This window comes from Brachybacterium aquaticum (assembly GCF_014204755.1).
GTDB lineage: Bacteria > Actinomycetota > Actinomycetes > Actinomycetales > Dermabacteraceae > Brachybacterium > Brachybacterium aquaticum.
Genome location: NZ_JACHLZ010000001.1, coordinates 564635 through 579820 on the forward strand (window position 1 = coordinate 564635; position 15186 = coordinate 579820).

Here is a 15186-nt window from a genome sequence, read left to right on the forward strand (position 1 = left end):
CGTGGGCGGCCGGGCGGACCCGGCCCCGCCATGGTACCGAGGCCCGCGCCCGCGTGCCTGTCGCGCCCGAGGCGCGGTCGCGCCCGTCGGCCGACGAGGCAGGGCCCCGTGGCGGGACATCGGCCGACGCGCGCGAGCCCGCGCGGGGGAGGGACCGTCGGCCGACGCCCGCCGGCGGCCGACGCCCGCTGGCCCGGCGGGCCCGGCGGGGATAGGTTCGGGGCACCGCGTCCGCGACCCCGGGAGGAACCGATGAAGATCCGCCACCTCGTCCACTCGTGCCTGCTCGTGGAGCTCGCCGGCCGTCGCCTGCTCGTGGATCCGGGCGGCTTCAGCGGCGATGCGGTCCGGGCCCTCGGCGCCGACGGGCTCGCGGGCCTGGACGCCGTGCTGCTCACCCACCAGCACCCTGACCATGTCGATCCCGCCCTGCTCGCCGAGGTGCTGCGCCATTCGCCGGACGCCGAGGTCATCGCCGAGCCGGAGACCGCGGCGGCGATCACCGCCGCGGACTGGGAGGGCGGCCCCGTCGAGCGCGAGCGGGTGATGCCGCTCGCCGCGGGGGAGACCCACCGCTTCGCCGGCGCGGGCGGCGAGGAGCCGCTGACCCTGCACGCTGTCGGCGGCCGCCACGCGGTCATCCACCCCGACATCCCGCGCATCGGCAACTGCGGGCTGGTCCTCGCCGCCGGGGACGGGCCCCGGCTGGGGATCACCGGCGACTCCCTCGAGCCGGTCGCGGAGTTCCACGGCATCGACGTGCTCGCCTTCGCCGTCACCGCCCCCTGGTCGAAGATGGCCGAGACCATCGACTTCCTGCGTGCGGTGGGGCCGCGGCTCGCGCTGCCGGTGCACGACGCGATCGTCAGCCCCTCCGGCCGGCCCATCTACCTGCGCCAGTCCACGAACCTCGCCCCCGAGGGCACTGAGGTGCGCGATTGGCCCGAGGACGGGATCGTCGAGGTCGGCGCCTGACACGACGGGCCCGGCACGACACCGCTTGACATGACGACGCCGCCCGGAGGAGATCCTCCGGGCGGCGTCGTCCTGCGGGCAGCTGCCCTCTCGCGGTGTGCGCGCGTGTGGGGCGCGTGCCTCAGAAGCTGGTGCCGGTGAGTCGCTCGTACGCCTCGACGTAGCGGGCGCGGGTCTGGGCGACGACCTCCTCGGGCAGCTCCGGCGGCGGGGTGTTCGAGCCCTTGTGCCAGCCGGAGGCGGGGGAGGTGAGCCAATCGCGCACGAACTGTTTGTCCAGGCTCGGCTGCACGCGGCCCTCCACGTAGGTGTCGGCGGACCAGAAGCGGGAGGAGTCCGGGGTGAGCACCTCGTCGCCGAGCAGCAGCGTCCCGTCGGTGCGGGAGCGGCCGAACTCGAGCTTCGTGTCCGCCAGGATGATCCCGCGCTCCCCGGCGATCGCACGGGCCCGCTCGTACACGGCGAGGGTCAGCTCCTGCAGCTGCCCGGTGAGCTCCGTGCCGAGGAGGTCCTCGGCCTGGGCGACGGTGATGTTCTCGTCGTGGTCCCCGGCCTCCGCCTTCGTGGAGGGGGTGAAGATCGCGGGGTCCAGGCGGGACGCCTCGACGAGGCCCTGGGGCAGCACGTGCCCGCCCACGGAGCCGCCGGCGCGGTAGTCCGCCAGGCCAGAGCCGGTGAGGTAGCCGCGGGCGATGCACTCCAGCGGCACCATGTCCAGGCCGCGGCAGCGCAGGGCGCGGCCTGCGACGGCGTCCGGCACGTCGGTGGCGGACAGGACGTGGTGGGGGACCACGTCGGCGAGCTGCTCGAACCAGAACACGCTGATCCCGGTGAGCAGTCGGCCCTTGTCGGGGATGCCGGGCTGGAGCGAGTGGTCGTAGGCGCTGATGCGGTCGGTCGCGACCACCAGCACCTCCTCGGCGCTGCCGGGGTCGGTGCCGGCGGGGACGTACAGCTCGCGGACCTTGCCGGAGACGACGTGGTCCCAGCCCGGCAGCTGCGGCGCCTCGACCAGGGGCGCGTTCAGGGAGGACGGGGTGGTGCTCATGCGCGCACCTCACCCTCGGCCGCGGCGCGGGCGATGTCGGTGCGGTGCTGGGAGCCCTCCAGGCCGATCGCCTCGGCCCCTGCGAGGGCCAGCTCCCGGGCGGCGGTGAGGTCCGCACCGGTGCCGACGACGGTGAGCACTCGGCCGCCGGCGCTGACCAGCGCGCCGTCCGCGTCCAGGGCGGTGCCGGCGTGGATCACGTGCGCGCCCAGCTTCTCCGCCTCGTCGAGCCCGGTCAGCGGATCGCCGGTGCGGGCGGACGCGGGGTAGCCGGCCGACGCGACGACCACGGTCACCGCCGCGTCCTCGCGCCACTCCAGCGGGGTCCCGGTGTCGAGCTCGCCGCGGGCGGCGTCGCGCAGCAGCGGCGCGAAGGGGGAGGCGAGGCGCTCGAGGACCACCTGGGTCTCGGGGTCGCCGAAGCGGGCGTTGAACTCCACCACCCGCAGGCCGCGGGAGGTGAGGGCGAGGCCGCAGTACAGCACGCCCACGAAGGGGATGCCGCGGGCGGCGAGCTCGTCGATGGTGGGCTGGGCGACGGTGCGCACCACCTCGTCGACCAGGCCCTCGGGAGCCCACGGCAGGGGCGAGTAGGCGCCCATCCCGCCGGTGTTGGGACCCTCGTCGCCGTCCAGGGCGCGCTTGAAGTCCTGCGCGGGGGCGAGCGGGACCACGCGGGCGCCGTCGCTGACGCAGAACAGGGACACCTCGGGGCCGTCGAGGTACTCCTCGAGCACCACCTGGCCGCCGGCGGCGAGCACCGACTCGGCGTGCGCGGTCGCCTCGCCGCGGTCGGTGGTGACCACGACGCCCTTGCCGGCGGCGAGCCCGTCGGCCTTGACCACGAAGGGCACATCGCCCAGCGGGTTCACCCGGTCCAGTCCCGCGCCGAGCGCGGCGGGGTCGGTGACGGTGACGGAGGCGGCGGTGGGCACGCCCGCGGCGGCCATGACCTCCTTCGCCCAGGACTTGCTGCCCTCGAGGCGGGCCGCGTCGGCCGACGGACCGAACACCGCAAGGCCCGCCTCGCGCAGGCGGTCGCCGGCCCCGGCGACCAGCGGTGCCTCGGGACCGATCACCACCAGGTCCGCGTCGAGCTCGCGGGCGAGCGCCACCTGGCCGTCGAGATCGGCGAGGGGGACGTCGTGGCAGGTCGCGAGCTGCGCGATCCCGGGGTTGCCGGGGGCGGCGTGCAGCTCGGGGGCGGGACGGTCGGCGGCGAGGCGACGGATGATCGCGTGTTCGCGGCCTCCGGAGCCGATGACGAGGATCTTCACGCGGGCCAGGGTACCCAGGCGCCCCCTACCCCCGACGGGGTGCCCGCACTGCGACATCGGGGCGGGATGCGGGCGGTGATCGGGGCCGGGCGCGGGGCGGTGATCGAGGCGGGGCGCGGGGCCGGGCGACAGCGGGGCGACGAGCGGGGGTGGGGCGGGTGCGCGGGCGTGGTTACGATCGGTCCCATGCCCGTCGACCCCCTGGACCCCGCCCCGGACGCCGAGGCTCCCGCCGCCCCGGCTCCGGCCACCGCTCCGGCTGCGGTCACCGCTGCGGCCGTCGTCGATCCGGCGCACAGCACCCGCGCGAGCCGCGGCACCGCCCGGATCCGGCTGGACCTCTCCTACGACGGCACCGACTTCCGCGGCTGGGCCACCCAGCCCGGGGAGCGTACCGTCCAGGGCGTGCTCGAGGAGGCCCTCGGCCGCATCGCCCGCGTGCCCGTGCGGGTCACCGTCGCCGGGCGCACCGACGCGGGCGTGCACGCTCGCGGCCAGGTCTGCCATCTCGACCTGCCCCGCGACGTGCTCGCCACCGTCCCCGGCCGCTCCGACCGCAGCCCGGGCGACGCGCTCGTGACGCGCCTCGGGGGGATCCTGCCGTCGGACGTGGTCGTGCACGTCGCCCGCGAGGTGCCGCCGGACTTCGACGCCCGCTTCGGCGCGCAGTGGCGCCGCTACCGCTACCGCCTCTCCGACAGCCCCGCCGCCCATGACCCGCTGCGCCGGGACGTGCTGCGCCATCGCCGCCGCCTCGACGTGGCCGCGATGGCGCGGGCGAGCGCCCCGCTGCTCGGCGAGCACGACTTCCTCTCCTACTGTCGCCCCCGCGAGGGCGCGACCACGGTGCGGGAGCTGCGCGAGCTGCGCTGGGAGCGTCCCGGTGAGGGCAGGGCCGACGAGGGCCTGGTCGTCGCGACCGTCGTCGCCGATGCGTTCTGCCACCACATGGTCCGCTCCCTCGTCGGCGCGCTGCTGTCGGTGGGGGAGGGGCGCCGCCCCGAGACCTGGCCGGCCGAGATCCTCGCCGCCCGCACCCGCGAGTCCGCAACCCGCGACCGGGCCGGCGCCGCACCGCTGTGCCTGCCGCAGGGCCTCACCCTCGACCACGTCGCCTACCCGCCGGACGAGGAGCTCGCCGCCTGGGCCGCCCGTACCCGCACCCTGCGCGGCCCGCTCGCCCCGGCCGTCGCCGAGATCGGCCCGCCCAGCACCGCGGAGCCGGCGTGAGCGACATCCAGGACACGACCGGCAGCAGCGCGGCGCCGACGAACGCGCTCGCCGCGCAGCTGCTCGCCGCCCTCGCCGAGCCCGGGGCCGTCGACGCCGGGGCCGGTGCGCGCGCACGCGCACCCCATCCCTTCCACCACGAGGCGCTGCCGGCGCTGCGCGGACGCCTCGCCGAGCTCGGCGTGGACCCCCACGACCTGAGCCGACCGCACGTGATCGACGACCAGGACCCGCCCTGCGCCACGCGGCAGCTGAGCGCCCCGCGGCCCTTCTCGGCCGCCGCCTCGCTCGTGGTGCGACAGATCGAGAGCGGCAAGGAGACCAGCGCCCCCGCGCTCGGCGACCTCGCCTGCGTGCTCCTGGCCGGCGGGCTGCTCGAGGTCACGGACCTCGAGCGCGCGGCGGAGCTCGTGGGCGGGCACGTCGCCGAATGCTTCGGGCGCGCCATCGTGCACCGCCTCGCGGCAGACGGGGAGCTCGAGGCCGCAGCTCGCGCCGCCGACCATCCGCGCCTTGCCCGCATGCCCTACATCGGCTGGCGCGCCCTCGGCGACCATCACGCCCGCCGCGGCGAGACGGACGCCTTCCTCTCCCACTGGTCCGGCTATCAGACCCAGAAGGAGCGGCGCTGGATCGAGACCGCCCGCCCGCTGCTCGTCGGCGCCGTCGCCCGCGACCGGGGCTGGCAGGACGGGCTCGACGTGGCCCGTCGGCCGAGGATCGCCACCCGCGGGAACCGCGACGAGCTGCGCCTGGCCGCCCTGCGGCCGCTCGCCGGGGCGACGCCCGAGCCCGAGCTCGCCGCCCTGCTGCGCACCGAGGAGGAGCTCGTCGATCTGCCCGCCGCCGACGCGCTCGCCCTGCGCGTCGACGCCGTGCTCGCCCGCGCCGAGGACCGCGAGAAGGGTGCGGACCATCCGGCACTGCGCCCGCTGCTCGAGGAGATCACGGCCCTGGACCCCACTGCCTCGAAGGACCTCATGCGGCAGCGGGACGCGCTGCTGCTGCGGCTGTGGCCCGTGATCGGTACCGAGACGACCCTGCAGGAGACGCGGAAGGCGATGCGCACCCCGTCGCTGAAGCGGGAGATGACCCGCCTGGCGGACAGCTTCTGAGGCAGAGGCAGCGCTGCGGGCTCCGCTGCAGGCTCCTCGGGCCCCGCCCGGCCCGGCCCCGCACCGGGCGCAGATCACAGCCGCAGGGGCTCCGCCCGCGTTGACCTCCTGCTCCGCGGCCGACTACGATGGGACGTCGTTGTGCCTCGATGTGGGCCCGCATCCGCTGCCGTTCTCTCACGCCCGGCGCGTAGTGGCCACCTCACACACATCCAGGACCGCCGTCGCGTCGTGAGCGGAGCGGGCCGGGCACAGCGAACAGGGCAATGCTTTTCATCCGAGGAAGCGTGCCCACGGTCCCATCGAACCGTGCCCGGTCGGCGTCCTGCCGCCCTGGCACCACCACGAGAGAAGAAGGCACGAGTGCGTACGTTCACCCCGAAGCCCGGCGATGTCGAGCGTTCCTGGTACGTCATCGACGCAACGGATGTCGTCCTCGGCCGGCTCGCTTCCCAGGCTGCTCAGCTGCTGCGGGGAAAGCACAAGCCGGTCTTCGCACCCCATGTGGATGCGGGCGACTTCGTCATCATCATCAACGCGGACAAGGTCGCGCTGACCGGTAACAAGCGGGAGACCAAGCTGGCCTACCGCCACTCCGGCTACCCCGGCGGCCTGCGCGGCATCCCCTACTCCGAGCTGCTCGAGAAGAACCCCGAGCGCGCGGTGGAGAAGGCCGTCCGCGGCATGCTCCCCAAGAACAAGCTCGCCGAGCAGCAGCTCAAGAAGCTCAAGATCTACTCGGGCTCCGAGCACCCGCACAGCGCTCAGCAGCCCGTCCCCTTCACCATCGACCAGGTGGCGCAGTAAGCGGGGGCGTCCCGCCACTCCGCCCTGCCGCACGGAAGAACCAAGGAGAACCGTGACCGAGACCACCCCTGAGTCCCTCGAGACCGTGACCGACGAGTCGGCCCCCTCGAGCTTCACCACCGAGTCGACCGGCGAGGCCGCCGTCGGCGCCGGTCAGTCCGCGATGGAGCCGGGCTACGGCACCGGCCGTCGCAAGCAGGCCATCGCCCGCGTGCGCCTGACCCCCGGCTCCGGCCAGTGGACCATCAACGGCCGCACCATCGAGGACTACTTCCCGAACAAGGTGCACCAGCAGGAGATCAACGACCCGTTCACGGTCCTCGACCTCCAGGGCCGCTTCGACGTGAACGTCCGCCTCACCGGCGGCGGTCCGTCCGGCCAGGCCGGCGCCGTGCGCCTCGGCGTGGCCCGCGCGCTGAACCAGATCGACGAGGAGAACAACCGTCCGACCCTCAAGAAGGCCGGCTTCCTCAAGCGCGACGCGCGCGTCATCGAGCGCAAGAAGGCGGGTCTGAAGAAGGCCCGCAAGGCGCCGCAGTACTCCAAGCGCTGATCCGGCGCGGAGCAGCGCTCCGCCTCGATCGCGTTCCCGAACGGCTCCCGACCTGTGTGGTCGGGGGCCGTTCGTGCATGCGGGGCCAGTGCCCGCAGGGGGTGCGTCGGGCGGGGTCGTCCCGCCGGGGTCGTCCCGGCGGGGTCGTCCCGGCAGGGACACGCCGGGAGCGGCGCTCCCGCCCTTCCGGCCGACGGGGGCCGGGCCTACTCTGCCCGCATGGACCCGCATCCGCGCCGCTGGTGGCGCTGTCCCCTCGACGTCGAGACCCTCGCCCGGGGCGCCCTGGAGAGGGTGCGGGACGCGGCCCGGAATGTCGCCGCAGCACGAGGTGCGGCGGTGCGGATCGAGACGTCGTCGGCGCTGATCGCCGGGTCCTTCGCCTCCTACGAGCATCTCGAGGTGGACGGCGTCGCCCCGGTCGCCTGGGCGGAGCTGTCCGGGTTCTTCGCCGCGGCCGACGGATGGGTGCGCCTGCACGGCAACTACCCCCACCACGCCGCGGTCCTGGAGCGGAGCTACGGGATCAAGGACCGGGACTCCCTCACCACCGTGCTCGCCGGCCTCGACGCCGCCGAGATCGAGCAGGAGGTCACCGCCGCGGGCGGGATCGCTGCGGCGGTGCGGGAGCGCACCGCGTGGGAGGCGGAGCCGCAGCATGCCGCGCGGTCCGGGCACGCCTGGGCCGAGGTGCACGAGCGCGGGGAGCGGCGGGTGCTGCCCGGGGCGCCGGCGGGGGAGGCGGCGGAGGCCCCCGGGCTGCTGGCGGGGGTGCGGGTCCTGGACCTCACCCGGGTGATCGCCGGGCCCACCGCCACCCAGCTGCTCGCCTGCCTCGGCGCGGACGTGCTGAGGATCGACCCTCCGCACCGCCCCGAGATCCTCGCCCAGCACCTCTCCACCGGGATGGGCAAGCGCTCCGCCGTCGCCGACCTGCGCGACGCCGCGCAGCGCGACCGGGTGCGCGGCCTCGCCGCGGAGGCCGACGTGATCGTCTCCGGATACCGCCCCGGCGCGCTGGACCACCACGGCCTCGGCGTCGGCGACCTCGAGGACCTCGCCCCGCAAGCGGTGATCGCGGTGCTCTCGGCCTGGGGCGACACCGGGCCGTGGGGGAGCCGGTCAGGGTTCGACTCGATCGTGCAGGCCGCCTCCGGGATCGCGGTCGCCTGCGGGAGCGCCGAGCGGCCCGGGGCGCTGCCGGTCCAGGCCCTCGACCACGCGAGCGGGCATCTGATCGCCGCGCACGTCCTCTCCGCCCTCGCCGACGCCCGCGCCCGCACCCTCCGGGTGAGCCTGCTCGGCGCCGCCGAGAACCTGCTGGCCCTGCCCGCCCCGCCCGCGCAGGAGCCGGCGGCGCTTCCGGTGCCGCGCATCCAGGTCCGCGCCGGGGAGCGACCGCTCCTCGCCGTGCCGCCGCCGCTGCTGGTGGACGGAGCGATGATCGGTCGGGACGTGGGGAGCTATGGGGCGAGCGGGCTCGACTCGCCTCCCAGGAAGGGGACCCGGGACTGCTGCGCGATCAGGTGACAGGAGGATCCGCACCTCAGTTCAGCAGCTCGCGCAGATCCTCCGCGGTGACGGCGCTGCGGAAGGCTCGACCGTCGTCGGTGAGGGCGTCGAACAGCTCGGCCTTGCGGCGCTGGAGGGCGAGGACCTTCTCCTCGATGGTGTCCTCGGCGATCATCCGGTACACCATCACGGTGCGGTCCTGGCCGATGCGGTGGGCGCGGTCGACGGCCTGGTTCTCCGCGGCGGGGTTCCACCACGGGTCCAGCAGGAACACGTAGTCCGCCTCGGTGAGGGTCAGTCCGAAGCCGCCGGCCTTCAGGGAGATGAGGAACACCGGCGCGTCGCCGTCGCGGAAGCCGCTGACGGCCGCGTCGCGGTCCCGCGTCGAGCCATCCAGGTGCGCGTAGGTGATCCCGCGCCGGTCGAGCTCGGCGGCGACCCGGTCGAGGTAGCTGGTGAACTGGCTGAACAGCAGCACCCGGTGGCCGTCGCCGATCACCTCCTCGAGCCTGTCGAACAGCGCCTCGAGCTTGGAGCTGGGCACGTCGGCGTACTCCTCGCCGTCCACCAGCGCCGGGTCCAGCGCCATCATCCGCAGCAGCGTGAGGGAGCGGAACACGATGAAGCGGGAGCGGTCCAGGTCCGTGTCGATCAGGCCCAGCACCTTCTTCCGCTCGCGCTGCAGCACCGAGTCGTACACCGCGCGGTGCTCCGGCGACAGCGTCACCGTGAGCACCTCCTCGTGCTTCGGGGGCAGCTCCTTCGCGACCAGCTCCTTGGTGCGGCGCAGCAGGAAGGGACGGATCCGCCGGCGAAGCTGCGCCATGCGGTCCGGCGCCTCGCCGGAGGCGATGGGGAGGGTGTACAGCTTGCGGAACCCGATCGAGGAGCCCAGCAGACCGGGCGCGACCAGGTCGCTGATCGCCCACAGGTCGTCCAGCGAGTTCTCCATCGGGGTGCCCGTGATCGCCAGGCGGAACCCGGCGCGCACCCCCTGTGCGGCGCGGTGGGTGCGCGAGCGGCGGTTCTTCACGAACTGCGCCTCGTCCAGCACGAGCCCCTGGAAGGAGCGGGAGGCGAACAGCTCCTCGTCCAGGCGCAGCACCGCGTAGCTGGTCACCACGAGGTCCGCACCGTCCATGTCGGCGCCGTCGCGGCCGCCGCGGGAGGCGGAGGCGCCCTCCAGGACCCGCACGTCCAGCCCCGGGGTGAACCGCTCCGCCTCCCGGCGCCACACCGGCAGCACCGAGGCCGGGGCGACCACGAGGAACGGCGGCGCCTCGGGCTCCTGCTCCCGGGCGTGGGCGATGAGCGCCAGGGTCTGGACCGTCTTGCCCAGGCCCATGTCGTCGGCGAGGATCCCGCCGAGCTGCTGGGAGAACAGCAGCGTGAGCCACGCGTAGCCCTCGCGCTGGTAGGGGCGCAGGTCGGCGTCGAGCCCCGTCGGCAGCGGCGGGACCGGGGTGTCGCCGAGCGCCTTCAACCGGCCGACGGTCGTGGTCCATTCCCGCGAGGCGGTCGCCTCGTCGGCCGCCTCGGCGAGCTCGTCCCACAGACCCACCTGGAAGCGGGAGATGCGCTGGCGCTCCGGCTCCCACTCCGAGAGCGCCTCGCCCTCGCGGATCAGGGCGCGCAGGGTGTCGAAGGCGGGGTGGTCCAGGGAGAAGTAGGTGCGATCCGGCATGAGCAGCTTGTCGCGCCCGCGGGCGAGGGCCACGAACAGGCTCGGGAACGGGATCTGCCGCCCCTCGATCGTGATGTCGAAGCCGAGGTCGAACCAGTCGTTCTTCCCGGGGGAGGCGTGCTGGGTGATCCGCACGTTCGGGGCGCCGTCGAGCTCGCGGTAGGCGTGGCGGGTGCCGGTGACCTCGACCTCCACGTGGTCCAGCGCCTCCAGCGCATCCAGCACCTTCTCGGTGAACTCGGCGGTGTCGGTGCCGCCGAGCAGGGTCGCGGCGTCCGAGGGCTGATGGGGCCACAGCGTCATCGCCTCGGCGATCACCGCGTCCTCGTGGTCCACGTCGCGGCGCGTGCCCTGGCGCTGGTCGATCGGCAGGCGCCGGTCGGGGTCGTGGTACTGCCAGGACCAGCGCAGGGACAGCCGGTCCCCGTCGGCATAGGCGGCGGTCAGGTGCAGGGTGGGGCGGCGTGCCGCAGGCAGCTCGACGCTGCCGTCCACGCTGGTCATGCTGCTGAGCGCGCGCAGCTTCGGGTAGGCGACCTCGAGGAAGGTCTCGCGGTCCGCGGCGGGCACCACGAGCGGCTCCCGTCGGTGCAGCAGCGGGCGCAGGTCCCGCGGCACGGCGGTGGCGAGCGGGGCGATGCGCGCGGTCAGCAGGTCCTCGTCGGCCGCGGCGGACGCCTCGAGCACCCCGCACGCGCCGAGCAGCCGCGCCCCCGGCAGGGTCTCCCCGTCGATTGCGACCCGCGCGGCGACCTGCAGGTCGCCGGTGGTCTCGTCGGCGTGCAGGTCCAGACCCGCCTCGCCGCTGCTGGCGAGCTCGATCGAGGCGAGCCCGCTGCCCGGCAGCAGCTCCACCCCGGCGTCCCGGGCATGGGCGAGCGCCTGCCACAGCAGCGGGGAGGTGATCGTGTTCAGCCACAGGTGGTCGACCGCGCCGGAGGTGTAGGAGCGCTCCACGCTGGCCGCGGCGAACAGGCGGGTCAGCGCCTCGCCCTGGACCGGGTCGTACTCCCTCCCGGCCAGGCGGAACTCGAAGCTGCGCCAGGACAGGTCCCCCTTGATCCACAGCCCCTTGCGGCCGCGGGTCACCGGGCGCAGCCCCAGCCACAGCTCCGCCCCGGCCTCCAGGTGCGCGGGGGTCGCCACCTCGCGGTGGTGGCGGGACGCCCCGGCCGACGAGGTCGCCGCCTCGAGATCGACCCGCAGGGCGAGCGGCTTCGGGAGCGCGGAGGAGGCGCGGGCGGCCGACGACGCCCCGCGCCCGCCCCCGTCGGCCGACGACCCGCCGCGCAGCAGCGGCCGCAGCACCGTGCGCCACTCCGCCGGCGGGTTCTCGCTCGCCGCCCGGGCGGCCAGGTCGTTCACCCGGTACAGCACGGCGCCCGCGTGCACGCACGCCTCGGCGGCCTCGCAGTCGCAGCGGGAGGCGCGCGGCCGCCACAGCCCGCCCGGGCCCGGGCGCTGGAAGCGGATCGTGACCGAGTCCTCCTCGTACTCCTCGAGGACCACCTCCGTGCGGTGGGCGACGGGGCTCGGGGTGCCGGGGGAGGAGCCTGCGGTGCCGGTGGAACCTGCAGTGCCGGCGTAGCCCGCTGCGCCGGTGGAGCCCGCCGTGCGGGACGAACTCGAAGTGGCGCCTGCGGGGGCCTCGTCGGTGACGGTCGCGGCGACGGTCTGCGTGGCCGCATCCCACGTCAGCTCGGACACCCGTCCGGCGCGGGCGGCGGCGAGGCTACGCCCCGCCGTGCGATCGCCCACGTGGTGGCTGATCGCCGAGGGCAGCAGACGGGGGAGGAGGACAGGCTCGGACATCCCTCCAACGTAACCCGTGCCATGCCTCCGGCACGAGGGGGCAGGGGCCGGAGAACGGGCTCCAGCGGGTAGTCTCACAGCGGACCTCCGGCCGTCGGCCCGCGCGCCCCCGCGCCGCCCGCCGCCGCGCGCCGGAGTCGCTGACCCCGACCTGGCAAGGAGAACCCCTGTGGCACGACTCTTCGGCACCGACGGAGTGCGCGGACGCGCGAACGACGACATCACCGCCGAGCTCGCGGTGGAGCTGTCCGTGGGCGCCGCCCACGTGCTGGGCACCCTGGGCGCCTTCGACGGCACCCGTCCCCGCGCGATCGTCGCCCGCGACACCCGCCCCTCCGGCGACTTCCTCGCCGCCGCGGTGAGCGCGGGCCTCGCCTCCGCCGGCGTGGACGTGCTCGACGCCGGGGTGCTGCCCACGCCGGGCCTCGCCTTCCTCGTGCAGTCCACCGGCGCGGACCTCGGCGTGATGATCTCCGCCTCCCACAACCCCGCCCCCGACAACGGCATCAAGTTCTTCGCCCGCGGCGGCACCAAGCTGCCCGACGAGGTCGAGGACCGCATCGAGGCCCGCCTCGGCGAGACCTGGGACCGCCCCCAGGGCACCGACGTCGGCACCATCACCCGGTACGAGGGCGCCGTCGAGGAGTACGTCGCACACCTCGTCTCCACCCTGGACCGCTCCCTCGAAGGCCTCACCGTCGTGGCCGACTGCGCCAACGGCGCCGCCGCCGTCACCGGCCCCGAGGCGCTGCGCCGCGCCGGCGCGACCGTGCACGTCATCGGCGACCGCAGCGACGGCGGACTGATCAACGACGGCGTCGGCTCCACCCACCTCGAGCCCCTCCAGGCCGCGGTGCGCGAGCACGGCGCCGACATCGGCGTGGCCTTCGACGGCGACGCCGACCGCTGCCTCGCCGTGGACGCGAACGGCGAGATCATTGACGGCGACCAGATCATGGCGATCCTGGCCCTGGACCTCAAGGAGCGCGGCCGCCTCCACGACGACACCCTCGTGGTCACCGTCATGAGCAACCTCGGCCTCAAGCTCGCCATGAAGGAGCACGGCATCACCCTCGGCCAGACCGCCGTGGGCGACCGCTACGTGCTCGAGGAGATGAACCTCGGCGGCTACTCCATCGGCGGCGAGCAGTCCGGTCACGTGATCATCGCCGACTACGCCACCACCGGCGACGGCGAGCTCACCGCTCTCCACCTCCTCCAGCGCATCGCCCAGACCGGCACCCCGGCGGCGGAGCTGAAGCAGGTCATGACCCGGCTCCCGCAGGCGCTCATCAACGTCAAGGACGTCGACAAGGCCAAGGCCACCATCGACCGCGGCGTCGCCAACGCCGTCGCCGAGGCCGAGGCCCAGCTCGGCGAGACCGGCCGTGTCCTGCTGCGCCCCTCCGGCACCGAGCCGGTCGTGCGCGTCATGGTCGAGGCCCCCAGCGACGAGATCGCCACCGAGATCGCCGAGCGCCTCGCCGTGGTGGTGCGCGAGCGCGTGGGGCTGTGACGCTGCAGCAGTCGCATCGCTGAAGGGGGCGGGGAGGGCGTGCAGCGCGCCCTCGCCCGTCAGCCGCAGCCTGAGCGGGGTGAAGTGGTCGGAATCGGAGGCTGATTCCGACCACTTCACCCCGCTCGCTGCGTTCTCACGCTGTTCTCTGCACTTCACGCCCTGAGGAGAGTCCGGGTCCCGAGTTGAGCGTGCTCACGGTCGATGTCGAGCGCGGCATCGACCGTGATCGCGCACAAGTCGGCTCGGCGACCGGGGGAGCGGTGAAGAGGGCCCGGGGGAGCGGCGAAGCGGGCCCGGGGGAGCGGCGAAGCGGGCCGCCGGAAGGGTCGCGCGGGGGACAAATGCTGGAATCAGGCGGGAATTACGACAAGTGCTCCCCGCTCACCGCACCCACGGGCACCAGGCGCATGGCTGCGCCGCACCGTCGCATCGAGAACTGTGCCTTCGAGGGAGTCCGCGGGGAACAGGTGCTGGAATCATGCCCGAATTCCGACCACTCCTCCCCGCACGCCGCACGCCGCACGCCGCACGCCTCATGCCGTGCGCCGCACGTTGCACGAAGCGCCGCACGCCCCCTCTTTCCCGCACGCCGCCCAACCAAGCACTGCTCCGCCCCTCACACCTTCCGCAGCAGCACGGAGTGGACGCGGTGCTGGCCGTCCTTGCGCAGCACGAGGTCGGCGCGGCCGCGGGTGGGGACTACGTTCTCGGTGAGGTTCGGGCCGTTGATGGTGTTCCAGATCCGCTGGGCGGTCATGACCGCCTCGGTGTCGGTGAGGTCCGCGTAGCGGCGGAAGTAGGAGCGGGGGTCGGAGAACGCGGTCCTCCGCAGGGTGAGGAAGCGCTCCACGTACCAGCGCTGGACATCCTCGACCCGCGCGTCGACGTACACGGAGAAGTCGAAGAAGTCCGAGACCGCCATCCCGAGCCGGCCGTCGCGGCGGGGGCGGGCCGGCTGGAGCACGTTCAGCCCCTCCACGATGAGCACGTCCGGGCGCTCCACCACCACGCGCTCGTCCTCGAGGATGTCGTAGGTGAGGTGGGAGTACACGGGCGCCTCGACCCGCTCCTGTCCGGCCTTCACGTCGGCGACGAAGCGCAGCAGGGCGCGGCGGTCGTAGCTCTCGGGGAAGCCCTTGCGCTGCATGATCCCGCGCGCCTCGAGCACACGGTTGGGGTAGAGGAACCCGTCGGTGGTCACCAGCTGTACGCGCGGGGTCTCGGGCCAGCGGGCCATGAGCTCGCGCAGCAGGCGGGCGGTGGTGGACTTGCCGACGGCCACGGAGCCGGCCACGCCGATCACGTACGGGGTGCGGTGCTGGTGCTGGTCCAGGAAGTGCTCGCGGGACCGTCGCAGGGACTGCGCGGCGGCGACATGGATGTTCAGCAGGCGCGAGATCGGCCGGTACACGGCGTCCACCTCGGAGAGGTCCACCCGGTCCCCGAGGCCGCGCAGGCGGGTGACGTCTTCCTCGGACAGCGGCAGCGGGGTCTGCTGCGACAGGTGCGCCCAGTCCTCTCGCGGGATCTCCTCGAACGGGGTGACGGTGGCGGGCGCCGATGCTGCCTTCATGGCGGTGATTGTTCCAGGTGTCCGGGCATGCGCGGTGCAGCGGTGGGTCGCGCACGTCCGCGCACCACCCAGTGCGCGTTT

Annotated in this window: 11 protein-coding genes; 7 read left to right on the forward strand and 4 right to left on the reverse strand. The window is 74.4% G+C overall.

Annotated features, from left to right (window positions below):
* The first annotated feature begins 252 nt into the window (after positions 1–252).
* Positions 253–975, forward strand: a complete 723-nt coding sequence (locus tag HNR70_RS02485; RefSeq protein WP_184324261.1) for an MBL fold metallo-hydrolase — start codon at positions 253–255, stop codon at positions 973–975.
* A gap of 121 nt (positions 976–1096) precedes the next feature.
* On the opposite strand, the gene HNR70_RS02490 is transcribed toward HNR70_RS02485, so the two are convergent.
* On the reverse strand, positions 1097–2023 hold the full coding sequence (locus tag HNR70_RS02490) for a phosphoribosylaminoimidazolesuccinocarboxamide synthase (protein ID WP_184324262.1): 927 nt from the start codon (positions 2021–2023) through the stop codon (positions 1097–1099).
* Positions 2020–3300: a phosphoribosylamine--glycine ligase gene (gene purD, locus HNR70_RS02495; protein ID WP_184324263.1), complete on the reverse strand. Its 1281-nt coding sequence runs from the start codon at positions 3298–3300 to the stop codon at positions 2020–2022. The genes HNR70_RS02490 and purD overlap by 4 nt, the downstream gene beginning before the upstream one ends.
* Before the next feature lie 186 nt (positions 3301–3486).
* Here purD and truA point away from each other — a divergent pair, with 186 nt between their 5' ends.
* From truA to HNR70_RS02520, 5 genes are all read left to right on the forward strand, one after another.
* Positions 3487–4530 (forward strand): tRNA pseudouridine(38-40) synthase TruA, encoded by a 1044-nt coding sequence (gene truA, locus HNR70_RS02500; RefSeq protein WP_184324264.1) that lies wholly within the window; start codon positions 3487–3489, stop codon positions 4528–4530.
* On the forward strand, positions 4527–5645 hold the full coding sequence (locus HNR70_RS02505; RefSeq protein WP_184324265.1) for a hypothetical protein: 1119 nt from the start codon (positions 4527–4529) through the stop codon (positions 5643–5645). The genes truA and HNR70_RS02505 overlap by 4 nt, the downstream gene beginning before the upstream one ends.
* Before the next feature lie 363 nt (positions 5646–6008).
* A complete protein-coding gene (gene rplM / locus HNR70_RS02510) occupies positions 6009–6452 on the forward strand; it encodes a 50S ribosomal protein L13 (protein ID WP_184324266.1) in 444 nt (147 codons plus the stop codon).
* A gap of 52 nt (positions 6453–6504) precedes the next feature.
* Entirely contained in the window at positions 6505–7005 is a 501-nt protein-coding gene (gene rpsI / locus HNR70_RS02515; protein ID WP_184324267.1) for a 30S ribosomal protein S9, read from the forward strand.
* Positions 7006–7224: 219 nt separating this feature from the next.
* Positions 7225–8535, forward strand: a complete 1311-nt coding sequence (locus HNR70_RS02520) for a CoA transferase (protein WP_184324268.1) — start codon at positions 7225–7227, stop codon at positions 8533–8535.
* A gap of 16 nt (positions 8536–8551) precedes the next feature.
* Here the strand turns inward: HNR70_RS02520 and HNR70_RS02525 are convergent, their stop codons facing one another.
* A complete protein-coding gene (locus HNR70_RS02525) occupies positions 8552–12013 on the reverse strand; it encodes a DEAD/DEAH box helicase (RefSeq protein ID WP_246375127.1) in 3462 nt (1153 codons plus the stop codon).
* 169 nt (positions 12014–12182) lie between these two features.
* Between HNR70_RS02525 and glmM the strand changes: the two genes are divergently transcribed.
* Positions 12183–13529: a phosphoglucosamine mutase gene (gene glmM, locus HNR70_RS02530; protein WP_184324269.1), complete on the forward strand. Its 1347-nt coding sequence runs from the start codon at positions 12183–12185 to the stop codon at positions 13527–13529.
* Positions 13530–14148: 619 nt separating this feature from the next.
* Here glmM and coaA read toward each other — a convergent pair.
* Positions 14149–15105: a type I pantothenate kinase gene (gene coaA, locus HNR70_RS02535; protein WP_184324270.1), complete on the reverse strand. Its 957-nt coding sequence runs from the start codon at positions 15103–15105 to the stop codon at positions 14149–14151.
* Between the last annotated feature and the right edge of the window lie 81 nt (positions 15106–15186).

Bases quoted from the DNA above. Each gene is read 5' to 3' on its own strand.
- truA (WP_184324264.1), top strand. From the start codon at position 3,487: ATGCCCGTCGACCCCCTGGACCCCGCCCCGGACGCCGAGGCTCCCGCC.
- HNR70_RS02525 (WP_246375127.1), bottom strand. From the start codon at position 12,013: ATGTCCGAGCCTGTCCTCCTCCCCCGTCTGCTGCCCTCGGCGATCAGC.
- HNR70_RS02485 (WP_184324261.1), top strand. From the start codon at position 253: ATGAAGATCCGCCACCTCGTCCACTCGTGCCTGCTCGTGGAGCTCGCC.
- HNR70_RS02520 (WP_184324268.1), top strand. From the start codon at position 7,225: ATGGACCCGCATCCGCGCCGCTGGTGGCGCTGTCCCCTCGACGTCGAG.
- coaA (WP_184324270.1), bottom strand. From the start codon at position 15,105: ATGAAGGCAGCATCGGCGCCCGCCACCGTCACCCCGTTCGAGGAGATC.
- HNR70_RS02490 (WP_184324262.1), bottom strand. From the start codon at position 2,023: ATGAGCACCACCCCGTCCTCCCTGAACGCGCCCCTGGTCGAGGCGCCG.